At 65.0% G+C, this 14,086-nt stretch carries 14 protein-coding genes; 2 read left to right on the forward strand and 12 right to left on the reverse strand.

Going from position 1 to position 14,086, the window contains the following annotated elements; translation table 11 throughout:
- Window positions 1–53: 53 nt before the first annotated feature.
- Window positions 54–437 carry a GtrA family protein gene (locus A7X97_RS08245; protein ID WP_061479886.1) on the forward strand — a complete coding sequence of 128 codons (384 nt, stop codon included), beginning with the start codon at window positions 54–56 and terminating at the stop codon, window positions 435–437.
- 26 nt (window positions 438–463) lie between these two features.
- On the opposite strand, the gene A7X97_RS08250 is transcribed toward A7X97_RS08245, so the two are convergent.
- From A7X97_RS08250 to A7X97_RS08295, 10 genes are all read right to left on the reverse strand, one after another.
- Window positions 464–2,668, reverse strand: a complete 2,205-nt coding sequence (locus A7X97_RS08250; RefSeq protein WP_111007815.1) for a glycosyltransferase family protein — start codon at window positions 2,666–2,668, stop codon at window positions 464–466.
- Between the two features lie 72 nt (window positions 2,669–2,740).
- Window positions 2,741–3,163, reverse strand: a complete 423-nt coding sequence (locus tag A7X97_RS08255) for a F0F1 ATP synthase subunit epsilon (RefSeq protein ID WP_005419509.1) — start codon at window positions 3,161–3,163, stop codon at window positions 2,741–2,743.
- 113 nt (window positions 3,164–3,276) lie between these two features.
- Window positions 3,277–4,683 (reverse strand): F0F1 ATP synthase subunit beta, encoded by a 1,407-nt coding sequence (atpD, locus tag A7X97_RS08260; protein ID WP_005419510.1) that lies wholly within the window; start codon window positions 4,681–4,683, stop codon window positions 3,277–3,279.
- 37 nt (window positions 4,684–4,720) lie between these two features.
- Window positions 4,721–5,584: a F0F1 ATP synthase subunit gamma gene (atpG, locus tag A7X97_RS08265; RefSeq protein ID WP_005411129.1), complete on the reverse strand. Its 864-nt coding sequence runs from the start codon at window positions 5,582–5,584 to the stop codon at window positions 4,721–4,723.
- 97 nt (window positions 5,585–5,681) lie between these two features.
- Entirely contained in the window at window positions 5,682–7,229 is a 1,548-nt protein-coding gene (gene atpA / locus A7X97_RS08270) for a F0F1 ATP synthase subunit alpha (RefSeq protein WP_005419511.1), read from the reverse strand.
- 44 nt (window positions 7,230–7,273) lie between these two features.
- Window positions 7,274–7,801: a F0F1 ATP synthase subunit delta gene (locus tag A7X97_RS08275; RefSeq protein ID WP_111007816.1), complete on the reverse strand. Its 528-nt coding sequence runs from the start codon at window positions 7,799–7,801 to the stop codon at window positions 7,274–7,276.
- Between the two features lie 2 nt (window positions 7,802–7,803).
- Complete coding sequence (locus A7X97_RS08280) at window positions 7,804–8,274, reverse strand: F0F1 ATP synthase subunit B (RefSeq protein ID WP_005419512.1); 471 nt, start codon at window positions 8,272–8,274, stop codon at window positions 7,804–7,806.
- A gap of 106 nt (window positions 8,275–8,380) precedes the next feature.
- Complete coding sequence (gene atpE / locus A7X97_RS08285; protein WP_005411133.1) at window positions 8,381–8,686, reverse strand: F0F1 ATP synthase subunit C; 306 nt, start codon at window positions 8,684–8,686, stop codon at window positions 8,381–8,383.
- A 73-nt stretch (window positions 8,687–8,759) separates the two neighbouring features.
- Window positions 8,760–9,560: a F0F1 ATP synthase subunit A gene (gene atpB, locus A7X97_RS08290; protein WP_005411134.1), complete on the reverse strand. Its 801-nt coding sequence runs from the start codon at window positions 9,558–9,560 to the stop codon at window positions 8,760–8,762.
- A 31-nt stretch (window positions 9,561–9,591) separates the two neighbouring features.
- Window positions 9,592–9,957: a hypothetical protein gene (locus A7X97_RS08295; protein ID WP_014648497.1), complete on the reverse strand. Its 366-nt coding sequence runs from the start codon at window positions 9,955–9,957 to the stop codon at window positions 9,592–9,594.
- A gap of 456 nt (window positions 9,958–10,413) precedes the next feature.
- On the opposite strand from A7X97_RS08295, the gene A7X97_RS08300 reads away from it, so the two are divergent.
- Window positions 10,414–11,232, forward strand: coding sequence for a hypothetical protein (locus tag A7X97_RS08300; RefSeq protein ID WP_005419516.1), 819 nt, complete (start codon window positions 10,414–10,416; stop codon window positions 11,230–11,232).
- 438 nt (window positions 11,233–11,670) lie between these two features.
- Here the strand turns inward: A7X97_RS08300 and lpdA are convergent, their stop codons facing one another.
- A complete protein-coding gene (gene lpdA, locus A7X97_RS08305; protein ID WP_111007817.1) occupies window positions 11,671–13,479 on the reverse strand; it encodes a dihydrolipoyl dehydrogenase in 1,809 nt (602 codons plus the stop codon).
- Between the two features lie 106 nt (window positions 13,480–13,585).
- On the reverse strand, window positions 13,586–14,086 hold a 501-nt coding region (locus tag A7X97_RS08310), incomplete at its 5' end, for a 2-oxo acid dehydrogenase subunit E2 (RefSeq protein ID WP_181503434.1).

A 14,086-nucleotide genomic window follows, 5' to 3' on the forward strand; every position in this document is an offset into this window, starting at 1 on the left:
GATTCTAGAGCGTGGGCCGTTAACATGGGCATCCCTCCTCCTTCACCATGCCGATGAGCCTGCTCCGCCAGGGAAGCACCTACCTTGTGATCGGGCTCGTGCAGCTGCTGGTCGATTGGCTGGTGTTCGTGGTCGCCACCGCGCTGGGCATGCCGGTCGCGCCGGCCAACATCGCCGGTCGCCTGGCCGGCATGCTGCTGGGCTTCTGGCTCAACGGCCGCTACACCTTTGCCGAGGCCGGTGCCGGCAAGCTGGGATGGAAGCGCTTCGCACGCTTCTTCGGGCTGTGGCTGCTGCTGACGGCAGCGAGCACGCTGCTGGTCAGCCTGGTCGACCAGGCGCTGGGCCTGCAGTACACGTGGCTGGCCAAGCCGCTGGTGGAAGGCGGGCTGGCGTGCGTGTCGTTCCTGTTGATGCGCCATGTGGTGTATCGCTGATCGCGGTCAGCGGTCAGCGGTCAGCGTCACGGCTCTGGCACAGGCGCGCCCAGTCCCTCACGCCACAGCTGCAGCGCGCTGTAGCGCAACCGCACCTGATGCTGCCCGGCCGGCACGCACAACGCATGGAAGAGGCCATTGCCGCGCAGCAGCGGCAGTACCTGGCCATCCTCAAGCTGCGCCTGCCAGCCACGACCGGTGGTTTCGTTGATCACCACCCATGCTGCGTGGTCGGCCACCACCGTCAGCTCGATGCGTCCCGGCTGGTAGTGCAGCACCTGCACCGTGGCCTCGCCGGCATCCTGTTCGGCACAGTGGCTGCTGGCGGCTGCCGGCAGCCATAGCTGCCGGTTGAAATCGGTCTGGTTGAACAGCGGCGCAGGCGGTAGACGCTCCTCATGGCGGCGCACCTGCCGCGGATTCAGTACACGTGGCAGCACGCTGTCACGCCGCGCAAGTTCCACCTGGTCGCCGTGCGCGCTGGAGCCCGGAAACGGCTCCTGAGCCAGCAGCCAACGCACGCCCAGCAGGTCGTACAGGGGAGCAGCGGTGTCTGGCATCCAGGCAGTGGGGACCTTCTGCTGGAAGGTATCCACCGGCTCGCCCGGCATCCCGGTCATCTGCAGATAGTCGCTTGCCAGCAGCGGGTTGTAGCCGTTTGCCAGCGCAATGGCATGCACCGCCGCGCCGTTGGTGAGTCCGCCGATGCCGAAGACCACCGCGCGCTCGGGTATGCCGACATGCCGCTCTGCCGCCAGCAGCGCATAGGCGCGCTGCGCAGGACCCGCACGATCGGCGGTGAGCACCGACTTTGTGCCGCTGCCCGCGTTGAACCTGGTGCCGACGTTGAACAGCAGCAGGTCCAACAGCACCAGTACCAGCACCCAGCGCGCAGGCGCCTGGTGGCGGCGCAGCACCCGCACCGCGGCTACGCCCAGCGCGGCGCTGACCGCAAGCCAGGCGAAAGCGAGCGGATGACAATGATCGATCGCCAGCCATGCAGCGCACGCACCCAGCACTGCGACGACCGCCACGGACACCCGATGCAATCGCAATGGCTGCCGCTGCAGGGCAACCTGCAGGGCATTGGCACCCAGCCACGCCGCCGGAGGCACGGTAAGGAACAGCGCATCGGATGGGCGCCGGAACAGGTCCAGCCCCGGAAGCCAGCCAAACAACCAAGGAAACAGCGGCGTCGCGCCACCCACCGCGACCATGATCGCCAGCGTCAGCGCACACAGCGCGATGCGCGTCGCCGCCGGCTTGCGCCGCAGCACCTCACCGCCCCAGAGCAGCCACAGCGCCAGCGGCACTGCCCCCACATAGAGGTAATCGGCGCTGATATCACCGAAGGCCCAGCTGTCGCCGCGCCCCTGCGAGAACACGTTGCCCGACAGCAGTGTCACCAGTGTCTGCCAGTGGATGGCACCCGGCAGCGCGGCTTCCAACGTCAAGCCATTGCGATTGGTCTGGTCCAGCCAAGCCAGCGTAGACAGCCACTGCGGCGCACTGACAACGCCGGCGAGAATGGCCACCACGCCCAGCTGCCACAGCAGGCGCATGCGCTGCCCCTGTGCCAGCACGACAGCAGCTACTGCGTAGATCACGCACGCGAGGATGATGAAATAGGTGACCTGGGTCAGTTGAAGCGTACACATACCGCCGGCCACACCGGCCAGCAGGATGTCGCGCATCCGTCCCCGCCGGCGGACCTGCTCCAGGCCCAGCCACAGCCAGGGCAGCAGGCAGTAGCTGATGATCATCGGCGTGTGCTGCAGGCGCGACGCGGCCACACCTCCAAACATCAGCGTGAGTGCGAACAGCAGCTGCGCCGGCGGCGGCATGCCCTGCACGCGGCTCAACCGCAGTGCACCCAGGCCGCCTGCCAGCACATGCAGCAGCACCACCACCGTGAACAGGTGCAGGGAGCCCGGCGCCAGCAGCATCGGCAGCAGCATCGTCGGCTGCAGCGTCATCATCTGCGGATCGGCCACCTGCGGGTAGCCACCGTAGAGATACGGATTCCACCAGGGGGCCTGCAGGTGACGCAGCTGCTCGGCACTGAAACTGACCGCCGGGAAGAACTGCTGCACGGCATCGAAGGGGATGGTCTTGATGCCACTGAGCCATGGCAGGCACAGAACGATCCACGCAATCAGGAACACGCCTGCCGGTGTGCGCCACGGCCGCTGCGAGCTGCCGCCTTCAATCGCTGTCGAGTAGTGCTGCATTCCCTGCTCCTGTGGCGAACAAACAAAAACGCCGGCAGCTAGCCGGCGCCTGTGCTTGATGACGCGCGAACCTCAGTGCTTGAGATTCTTGCGCAGGCGTTCCAGTGCCTGCAGCTGGACGACGGCTTCAGCCAGCTTCTGCTGGGCTTCGGCCACTTCCATCGCTTCGCCGCGGTTGGCCAGGATGCGCTCGGCTTCTTCCTTGGCCTTGCGGACCGAGGCTTCGTCGATGTCCTGCGCGCGGATCGCGGTGTCGGCCAGCACGGTCACCACCTGCGGCTGCACTTCCAGGATGCCGCCGGAAATGGCGAAATCCAGCTGCTCGCCGTTCGGCGTGGTCACCACCACCTTGCCCGGCTTCAGGCGGGTGATCAACGGCGCGTGCTTGGGCGCGATGCCCAGTTCGCCCAGCTCACCGGTGGCCACGACCAGGGTCGCTTCGCCACGGAAGATTTCCTGCTCGGCGCTGACGATGTCGCAACGGATCGTGCTCATGCAAATCTCTTCGCTGTTCGCGGTGGCGCAATGCCACCGTGGGGGTCCACCGGCGCGGGCGGTTGCCCGGCGCCGGCGTCAGGTCGGCCAGGATCGCTCCTGCCCGTCCCGGATCAGGCCTTCTCGGCCATCTTCTTGGCCTTCTCGACCGCTTCTTCGATGCCGCCGACCATGTAGAACGCCTGCTCCGGCAGGTGGTCGTACTCGCCATCGACGATGGCCTTGAAGCCACGGATGGTGTCCTTCAGCGGCACGTACTTGCCCGGCGAACCGGTGAACACTTCGGCCACGTGGAACGGCTGGCTGAAGAAGCGCTCGATCTTGCGGGCGCGCGACACGGCCTGCTTGTCCTCTTCGGACAGTTCGTCCATGCCCAGGATCGCGATGATGTCCTTCAGTTCCTTGTACTTCTGCAGGGTCTGCTGGACGCGCTGGGCGGTGTCGTAGTGCTCGTGGCCGATCACCAGCGGATCCATCTGGCGGCTGGTGGAGTCCAGCGGATCGACGGCCGGGTAGATACCCAGCGAGGCGATCGAACGCGACAGGGTGACGGTCGAGTCCAGGTGGGCGAAGGTGGTCGCCGGCGACGGGTCGGTCAGATCGTCCGCGGGAACGTAGACGGCCTGGATCGAGGTGATCGAGCCGTTCTTGGTCGAGGTGATGCGCTCCTGCAGGACGCCCATTTCCTCGGCCAGGGTCGGCTGGTAACCCACCGCGGACGGCATACGGCCCAGCAGTGCCGACACTTCGGTACCGGCCAGGGTGTAGCGGTAGATGTTGTCGACGAACAACAGGACGTCCTTGCCCTTGCCGTTCTCGTCCTTCTCGTCGCGGAAGTACTCGGCCATGGTCAGGCCGGTCAGCGCGACGCGCAGGCGGTTGCCCGGCGGCTCGTTCATCTGGCCGTACACCATCGCCACCTTGTCCAGGACGTTGGAGTCCTTCATTTCGTGGTAGAAGTCGTTGCCCTCACGGGTACGCTCACCCACGCCGGCGAACACGGACAGGCCGCTGTGCGCCTTGGCGATGTTGTTGATCAGCTCCATCATGTTGACGGTCTTGCCGACGCCGGCGCCGCCGAACAGGCCGACCTTGCCGCCCTTGGCGAACGGGCACATCAGGTCGATGACCTTGATGCCGGTTTCCAGCAGCTCGGTGGCCGGAGACTGGTCTTCATACGACGGCGCAGCGCGGTGGATTTCCCAGTTGTCGCTGGCAGCGACCGGGCCGGCTTCGTCGATCGGACGGCCCAGCACGTCCATGATGCGGCCCAGGGTGCCGGCGCCGACCGGCACCGAGATGCCGCGGCCGGTGTTGACGGCAACCAGGTTGCGCTTCAGGCCGTCGGTGGAACCGAGGGCGATGGTACGCACCACGCCGTCGCCCAGCTGCTGCTGGACTTCGAGGGTGATCTCGGTGTTTTCGACCTTCAGTGCGTCGTACACCTTCGGCACCGATTCACGCGGGAATTCGACGTCGACGACCGCGCCGATGATCTGAACGATCTTGCCCTGACTCATTGCTGCATCCTCTAATGTGTGCTTTGAACGAACGCGGTCAGACTGCTGCCGCGCCGCCGACGATTTCGGAGATTTCCTGGGTGATCGCTGCCTGGCGCGCCTTGTTGTAGACGAGCTGCAGGGTGCCGATCAGCTTGTTGGCGTTGTCGCTCGCCGCCTTCATCGCAACCATGCGTGCGGCATGCTCGGAGGCGACGTTTTCCAGCAGTGCCTGGTACACCAGCGACTCGATGTAACGCGTCATCACGTGCTCCAGCACGGTCGCGGCATCGGGTTCGTACAGGTAGTCCCAGTCGTGGTGAGCGACCTGCTTCTCGGCCGGCGGCAGCGGCAGCAGCTGATCGAAGCTGGCCTTCTGCACCATGGTGTTCACGAAGCGGTTGTAGACCAGGTACACGCGGTCGATCTTGCCTTCGGTGAAGGCGTCGAGCATGACCTTGATCACACCGATCAGCGATTCCAGCTTCGGCACGTCGCCGATGTGGGTCACGCTGCCGACCATGTTGACCTTCACGCGGCGGAAGAAGGTCGAAGCCTTCTGGCCGATGGTCACCAGGTCCACTTCGGCACCCTTGTCCTGCCATGCCTTGGCTTCGCCCAGCATCTTGCGGAACAGGTTGTTGTTCAGGCCGCCGGCCAGACCGCGATCGGAGGAGATCACGATAAAACCGACCCGCTTGACCTGCTCACGCTCGACCAGGAACGGATGCTGGTAGTCGGTGCTGGCCTGGGCCAGGTGACCGATCACCTGCTTCATCGCCTGCGCGTACGGACGCGAGGTCTTCATCCGATCCTGCGCCTTGCGGATCTTGGAGGCCGAGACCATTTCCAGGGCGCGCGTCACCTTGCGGGTGTTCTGCACGCTCTTGATCTTGGTTTTGATTTCGCGTCCGCTTGCCATCTCTTGTTTCCCGTGGCGCGGGGCTGATGCCCCGCGTTGTTCAACCGTTTGTCATCTGGTCCAGCGGAGCCTGGGGCTCCGCTCTACAGGACCGCGATTACCAGCTGCCGGTGGTCTTGAACTCGGCGATGCCCTTCTTGAAGGCACCTTCGATGTCGTTGTCCCAACCGCCGGTGGCGTTGACCTTGCTGATCAGCTCGCCCTGGGTATTGGCGAAGTGGGCGTGCAGGCCTTCTTCGAACGCCAGCAGCTTGTTGACCGGCACGTCGTCGAGGTAACCCTCGTTGACGGCGTAGATCGACAGCGCCTGGTTGGCGATCGACATCGGCGCGTACTGCTTCTGCTTCATCAGCTCGGTGACGCGCTGGCCACGCTCCAGCTGCTTGCGGGTCGCTTCGTCCAGGTCCGAGGCGAACTGCGCGAAGGCAGCCAGTTCACGGTACTGGGCCAGCGAGATACGGATGCCGCCCGACAGCTTCTTGATGATCTTGGTCTGGGCCGAGCCACCGACGCGCGACACCGAGATACCGGCGTTCACGGCCGGGCGGATGCCGGCGTTGAACAGGTCGGTTTCCAGGAAGATCTGGCCGTCGGTGATCGAGATCACGTTGGTCGGAACGAAGGCGGACACGTCGCCGGCCTGGGTTTCGATGATCGGCAGCGCGGTCAGCGAACCGGTCTTGCCGGTGACCTTGCCTTCGGTGAACTTCTCGACATATTCCTCGGACACGCGGGCTGCACGCTCGAGCAGACGGGAGTGCAGGTAGAACACGTCACCCGGGTAGGCTTCGCGGCCCGGCGGGCGCTTCAGCAGCAGCGAGATCTGGCGGTAGGCGACAGCCTGCTTGGACAGATCGTCGTACACGATCAGCGCGTCTTCGCCGCGGTCCATGAAGTACTCACCCATGGTGCAGCCCGAGTAGGCGCTGATGTACTGCATGGCAGCCGATTCGGAAGCGGTCGCGGCGACCACGATGGTGTGGGCCAGCGCGCCGTTCTCTTCCAGCTTGCGCACGATGTTGGCGATGGTCGACGCCTTCTGGCCGATCGCAACGTACACGCACTTGATGCCGGTGCCCTTCTGGTTGATCACGGCATCGATCGCCATGGCGGTCTTGCCGGTCTGGCGGTCACCGATGATCAGCTCGCGCTGGCCACGGCCGATCGGGATCATCGAGTCGACCGACTTGTAACCGGTCTGCACCGGCTGGTCGACCGACTTGCGCCAGATCACGCCCGGAGCAACGCGCTCCACCGGAGCGGTCAGGTCGGTGCCCAGCGGGCCCTTGCCGTCGATCGGCTCGCCCAGCGCGTTCACGACGCGACCCAGCAGTTCCGGACCGACCGGCACTTCCAGGATGCGGCCGGTGGTCTTGGCGACATCGCCTTCGCGCAGGTGCTCGTAGTCACCCAGGACCACGGCGCCGACCGAGTCGCGCTCCAGGTTCAGGGCCAGTGCGAAGGTGTTGTTCGGCAGTTCGATCATTTCGCCCTGCATCACGTCGGCCAGACCGAAGATGCGCACGATGCCGTCGGACACGCTGGTCACGGTGCCTTCGTTGCGCGATTCCGCGGCCAGCTTGACCTTCTCGATGCGGTTCTTGATCAGTTCGCTGATTTCGGAGGGGTTGAGCGTGGTTGCCATCGTCAAGTCCTAGTGCCGGCAGCGGGGCCGGACGTTAAATGAATTCAGTTAGCGAGCGCGGTCTGCAGACGGGCCAGCTTGCCCTTCAGCGAACCATCGATGACCACGTCGCCGGCGTCGATCACGGCGCCGCCGATCAGCGAGGCATCGACCGCGGTGGTCACGTCGACCTCGCGGTTGAAGCGCTTGCGCAGCGCGACCTTGATCGCGTCCAGTTCACCGGCCGACAGTTCGGCAGCCGAGGTGACGGTGGCCTTGACCACGTGCTCGGCTTCGGCGCGCAGGGCGTCGAACATGCCGGAGATTTCCGGCAGCAGCGGCAGGCGATGCGATTCGGCCAGGATGGCCAGGAAGCGCGAGTAGGTCTCGCCGTGGGACACCGGCGCCAGCAGGGCGACGGCGTCGTCACGACCCAGCTCCGGGTTGGCGAGCAGGGCCGCCACGCGCGGGTCGGCGGCGACGTGGGCGGAGAACGCCAGGGCGTCCGACCACGGCGCGAACGCGCCTTCGCCGCGCGCGGTCGCGAACGCGGCGCGGGCGTACGGGCGGGCAAGCGTGAGGGCCTGGCTCATCCTTAGATCTCCGAGGCCAGCTCGTCGAGCAGCGCCTTGTGGGCGTTGGCGTCGATTTCGCGCTTGAGCAGCTTTTCGGCACCGGTCACGGCCAGCGCGGACACCTGCTTGCGCAGATCTTCACGGGCACGGTTGGCGGCGGCGTCGATTTCAGCCTGGGCCAGTTCCTTCTGACGGGTGGCTTCGGTGATCGCTTCGTTGCGGGCAGCATCAACGATCTGGTTGGCACGCGCATGGGCCTGATCGATGATCTCGTTGGCCTTGGTGCGGGCTTCCTTCAGCGCTTCGTTGACCTTCTCCTGCGCCTGGGCCAGATCTTTCTGGCTGCGGTCGGCAGCAGCGAGGCCTTCAGCAATCTTCTGCTGGCGCTCTTCGATCGCGTTCATCAGCGGCGGCCAGATCTTGGTCGCGATGATCCAGATCAGACCAGCGAAGGCCAGCGCCTGCGCAAGAAGGGTGAAATTGATATTCATGGTTAGCTCGATCGCTGGTTTCGGGGTGGACGCGCCGCCGAAGCGGCACATCCGGCCTTCATCCGAAACCGGGTGCATCAGCACCCGGTCGTCTCAAACCGCTGTATCAGCCGGCCAGAGCCTTGGTGACGGCGCCAGCGAAGGCAGCCGACAGCGGGTTGGCGAAGGCCAGCAGCAGGCCAACGGCGACCGAGATGATGAACGCGGCGTCGATCAGGCCGGCGGTGATGAACATGCGGACCTGCAGGACCGGGATCAGTTCCGGCTGGCGGGCGGCCGACTCCAGGAACTTACCAGCCATGATGGCCAGACCCAGACCGGCGCCCAGCGCGGCCAGGCCGATCATGATGCCGACGGCAAGGGCGGTGGAGCTCTGAATCTGCGCGAAGTTGGTCAGGACGGCGAAGTACATGGTTATCTCCAGGAACTTAAGTTGCTAAGGGTGATGAAACGGATGAAGGTTGAAACGCGTTGAAGCTTGAAACTCAGTGAGCGTCTTCCGACAGGCTCAGGTACACGATCGACAGCATCATGAAGATGAAGGCCTGCAGCGGGATCACCAGCAGGTGGAACAGCATCCAGCCGAGGCCGAACACACCACCGGCAATGGCACCGAAGAAACCGGCACCACCCAGCACCCAGATCAGCAGGAACACGATTTCGCCGCCGAACATGTTGCCGAACAGTCGCATCGCCAGCGAGATCGGCTTGCTCAGCCACTCGACGATGTTGAGGATCAGGTTGAACGGCATCATCCACTTGCCGAACGGCGCCGTCAGGAATTCCTTGATGAAGCCGCCCAGGCCCTTCGACTTCAGTGCGAAGAACAGCATCAGGAAGAACACGCTGATGGCCATGCCCAGGGTGGCATTGACGTCAGCGGTCGGCACCGGCTTCCAGTAGTGCACGCCCGCCCATTCCAGCGGCTTGGCGATGAAATCGGCCGGGATCATCTTCAGCAGATTCATCAGCAGAATCCAGAAGAAGATGGTGATGGCGATCGGCGTGACCAGCTTGCTCTTGCCGTGGTAGGTGTCCTTGGCCTGGCGGTCGACGAACTCCAGGCAGATCTCGACGAAGGCCTGCCACTTGCCCGGCACGCCGGCGGTGGCCTTGCGGGTGCCCAGCCAGAACGCGACAACGATCACCAGGCCCATCAGGACCGCAGTGAGGAAGGTATCGACGTGGATATGCCAGAACATACCCTCACCCTTGCCGACCGGCGCGGTCAGGTTGTGCAGGTGATGCTGGATGTAGCTGGTAGGGGTTAGAGCCTCGCCCGCCATGTGTCCGGAACCTTCAGTTAATTGAATTCTGTCAACGCCTGGCCATCGCCAGGACCTGGAACATCAAGCCGACGGCGATACCGGCCAACAGCGCCAATGCAGGCAGCTTGAAGACCAGGAACCCCACCAGCAGGACGCCGAAAACCACGACCCACTTGGCCACGATCGCAATGATCAGGCGAGCCATCGCCGATCCGGCGGCCACCGCACCGCCCCCCAGCGCCATCCTTGCCGCCACCCAGCCACCGGCCGAAATGGCCACACCGGACGCCAGCGCGCCGAGGGCATATTTCGGACCGACCAGCAGGAAGGCCAGGGCCAGGACAGCGACCGCGGCCAGCGGGTAGACCGCGGCGCGCAGCATCAGTCGCCGACCCGCATCAACGGAGTTCAGCACAGGACGTCCCGCGTGGTTGCAAGTGGAAGGCTGAGGCGGCTACAGCAGGGGGGCCTCATCGAGCCGCCAAATTATAGCAATGGGACAATTTGCGAGACAACCGCTGCCTGTTCATCCCGGGAAGCCGCAAGTTGCGGTAACGGTTACATTTTTGCGTACCACCCGGGGGACAATGACGTCCGCATGATGCTGCACCGCAGTATTGAACTTTGGTCGCAGGCGAGGAACTTTCGCCGGATACGCGGGTCCAATCTTTCGACCTGCCTGCAGCATCCTCGTCGGCTCCACCCCGCAGGTCCCACGATGGCCCCGAAGCCCGTCTCCGGGGCCATCTTTTTGCATCGCCGCGACAGCACTGAACCGTGCACATGCCGTGGACCATACGTTCACGGATGGTGGACGGGCCGGTCCGGCACAGTGGTCTTCATTCTGATGAACCACTGCAAGGACTCTTCGATGCGCCCCGTACCCACCCTGCTCGCTCTCTCCCTGATCGCCGCCGGCGCCTCGTTCGCCACCGCTGCCCACGCCGCCGAAGGCGACGACCGCTTTGCCCTGCGCTTGGGTGCGATGAACATCGACTCGGACAACACGCTCCGCGGCAAGACCAATGTCGCCGGGCAGGACATCGGCTTCTCCGAGGACTTCAAGCTGGGTGGCAAGGAGTGGGAGCCGCGCATTGACGGCATGTTCCGCATCAGCAACCGCCAGCGCCTGCTGTTCAACTATTTCAAGTACGACAAGGACCGCCGCGAGACCCTCGGCCAGGACATCTCCTTCGGTGACGTCAACGTGCCGTCCGGCAGCTTCGTCAAGGGCGAACTGAAGTATCAGGTGGCCAGCCTGGTCTATGACTACTCGGTGGTGGACACCGATACGTTCGACCTCGGCCTGCAGCTGGGTGCCGAGTACGCCAAGGTCAGCACCAAGGCCTACGCCGATCTGGGCACCGTGTACGAAGGCCAGTTCCTCAACGAGAAGACCGACGGCGTGGCGCCGGTGGTCGGTGCGCGATTGAGCTTCACCCCGTCCGAGAAGTGGATGATCACCCTGCAGGGCCAGTACCTCAACACGCGCTGGGGCAGCTTCGATGACTACAAGGGCGATCTGAGCCGCGCCAACGCCATCGTCGATTACCGCTTCACCAGGAACTTCGGTGTGTTCGCCGGCTACGACTGGTTCAAGCTCGATGCGGACAAGAAGGGCAGCGACGGCACCATCGGCCTGAAGCAGGAATTCAAGGGCCCGGTGGCCGGCGTCAGCTTCGTGTTCTGATCCCTCGTCCCTTCCACGCTCTCTCTCCTGGCGCGGCCTCCGGAACATCGGGGCCGCGTTTTTTGTGGCATCGTCGAGCAGAGAAGCAGGTTGGTCGAGCGCGGGGGGAGAGGGGCTTGCGTGCGAATGTCCCCCGGCGCCGGCCTGCGGCCGTCACCTCCTCCTTTACTTCGCACGCAAGCCCCTCTCCCCCCGCGTGTCAGGCATCCGGGCGGCTTTGGCACTGGCTCTTACTATCCGCAAGCCGAGCCGCTGCGCGGGTGGCAGGCATTTGGACAAAGTAAAGGAGGAGGCGACCGCCGCAGGCGGGCGACGGGGGACATTTGTCCAAATGCCTGCCACCCGCGCAGCGGCCCGAACGCTCGCAACGGCGTCGAACGAAGAAACAAAAAGCCCCGGTAGATGCCAGGGCTTTTCGTTCGTGAAGGCGCAGGCGCCTTACTTCTTCTTCGGCATGTACAGATCGGTGATCGTGCCGTCGTAGATTTCCGAGGCCATCGCCACCGATTCGCTCAGCGTCGGGTGCGCATGGATGGTGTGGCCGATGTCTTCGGCTTCGGCACCCATCTCGATGGCCAGGCCGATCTCGGCCAGCAGGTCACCGGCATGCACGCCAACGATCGCGCCGCCGATGATGCGGTGGGTCTCCTCATCGAAGATCAGCTTGGTGGAGCCCTCGGTGCGACCGATGCCGATCGCGCGGCCGCTGGCGGCCCACGGGAACTTGGCCACGCCGACCTTCAGGCCCTTGGCCTTGGCTTCGGTCTCGGTCACGCCCACCCAGGCAATTTCCGGGTTGGTGTAGGCCACCGACGGAATCACCCGGGCCACCCACTCCTTCTTGTGGCCAGCGGCCACTTCGGCGGCCAGCTTGCCTTCGTGCGTGGCCTTGTGGGCCAGCATCGGGTTGCCGACGATGTCGCCGATGGCAAAGATGTGCGGAACGTTGGTGCGCATCTGGCGATCAACCGGGATGAAGCCACGCTCGGTGACCTGCACGCCGGCCTTCTCGGCATCGATCTTCTTGCCGTTCGGCGAACGCCCGACGGCCACCAGCACACGGTCGAAAGTGCCCTGCGCCAGCGCCGGCGCCTGGCCTTCCTCGGCCGCCTCGAAGGTCACGGTGATGCCCTTGGCATCGGCAGTGACGCCCGAGGCCTTGGTCTTCAGGTGCACTTCGATGCCCTGCTTCTTCAGGCGGTCGGCCAGCGGCTTGACCAGGTCCTTGTCGGCGCCCGGCATCAGCTGGTCCATGAACTCGACCACGGTGACCTTGCTGCCCAGTGCGCTGTACACAGTGGCCATTTCCAGGCCGATGATGCCGCCGCCGACGACCAGCAGCGAGCCCGGCACTTCGGCCAGCTCCAGCGCGTCGGTGGAATCCATCACGCGCTTGTCGTCCCACGGGAAGTTCGGCAGCTTCACCGCCTGCGAACCCGCGGCAATGATGCACTTCTGGAAGCGCAGCAGCTGGGTGCTGCCGTCTGCGGCGGTGATCTCCAGTTCGTTGGCCGAGATGAACCTGCCGACGCCCTGCACGTTGCGGACCTTGCGCTGCTTGGCCATGCCGGCCAGGCCCTTGGTCAGCTGGTTGACGACCTTTTCCTTGTACTGGCGCAGCTTGTCCAGGGTGATGGTCGGCTTGCCGAACTCGACGCCGAAATCGCCGGCGTGGGCCACTTCGTCGATCACCGCGGCGGCGTGCAGCAGCGCCTTGGACGGAATGCAACCGACGTTGAGGCAGACGCCGCCGAGGCTGGCGTAGCGCTCGACCAGCACCGTGTCCAGGCCGACGTCGGCGGCGCGGAAGGCGGCGGTGTAGCCGCCCGGGCCGGAGCCCAGCACGACCATTTCGCATTCGATGTCGGCCGGCTTGCCACTGGACAGCGCCGGCTTCGGTGCCACCGGCTCGGCCGGGGCGCGGTGCGAGGGGGTCACCGGCGGCTTGCTGGCCGGAGCGGCCGCAGCCGGAGCCGGCGCAGCGGCCTTGGCCGGGGCATCGGCGGCGCCTTCAGCGTCCAGTACCACGACCACGGCGCCTTCGGACAAGGTGTCGCCCAGCTTGACCTTGATCTCCTTGACCACGCCGGCCACCGAGGACGGCACTTCCATGGTGGCCTTGTCGCTCTCCAGCGTCACCAGGCCCTGGTCCTTCTTCACCGTGTCGCCGACGGCGACCAACACTTCGATCACCGGAACATCGCTGTAATCGCCGATGTCGGGAACCTTGACTTCAATCGTGGCCATGGTGGTTTTCCTTGTGCCCGGCCGGCAGGGCCGGCGGGCTGTCACTGCATCTGTTCACGCGGCCGCGCCAGGGGCAGCGGCCGCACGGTGGGGGCGAAGCGATGCCTTACAGCAGCACGCGGCGCATGTCGGCCAGCACCTGCGACAGGTACGTGGTGAAGCGTGCGGCCAGGGCGCCGTCGATGACGCGGTGGTCGTAGCTCAGCGACAGCGGCAGCATCAGCTTCGGCGCGAACTCCTTGCCATTCCAGACCGGCTGGATGGAGGACTTGGACACGCCCAGGATGGCCACTTCCGGTGCATTGACGATCGGAGTGAACGCGGTGCCGCCAATGCCGCCCAGCGAGCTGATCGAGAAGCAGCCGCCGCTCATGTCGGCCGGGCCCAGCTTGCCGTCGCGCGCCTTCTTGGCCAGTTCGCCGGTTTCCTGCGCGATCTGCACCACGCCCTTCTTGTCCACGTCGCGGATGACCGGCACGACCAGGCCGTTCGGCGTATCGGCGGCAAAGCCGATGTGGAAGTACTTCTTCAGGGTCAGGTTTTCACCGCTGGCGTCGAGCGAGGCGTTGAATTCCGGGAACTTCTTCAGCGCCGCGGCGCTGGCCTT

The sequence above is a fragment of the Stenotrophomonas sepilia genome (genome assembly GCF_003244875.1).
Lineage (GTDB): Bacteria > Pseudomonadota > Gammaproteobacteria > Xanthomonadales > Xanthomonadaceae > Stenotrophomonas > Stenotrophomonas sepilia.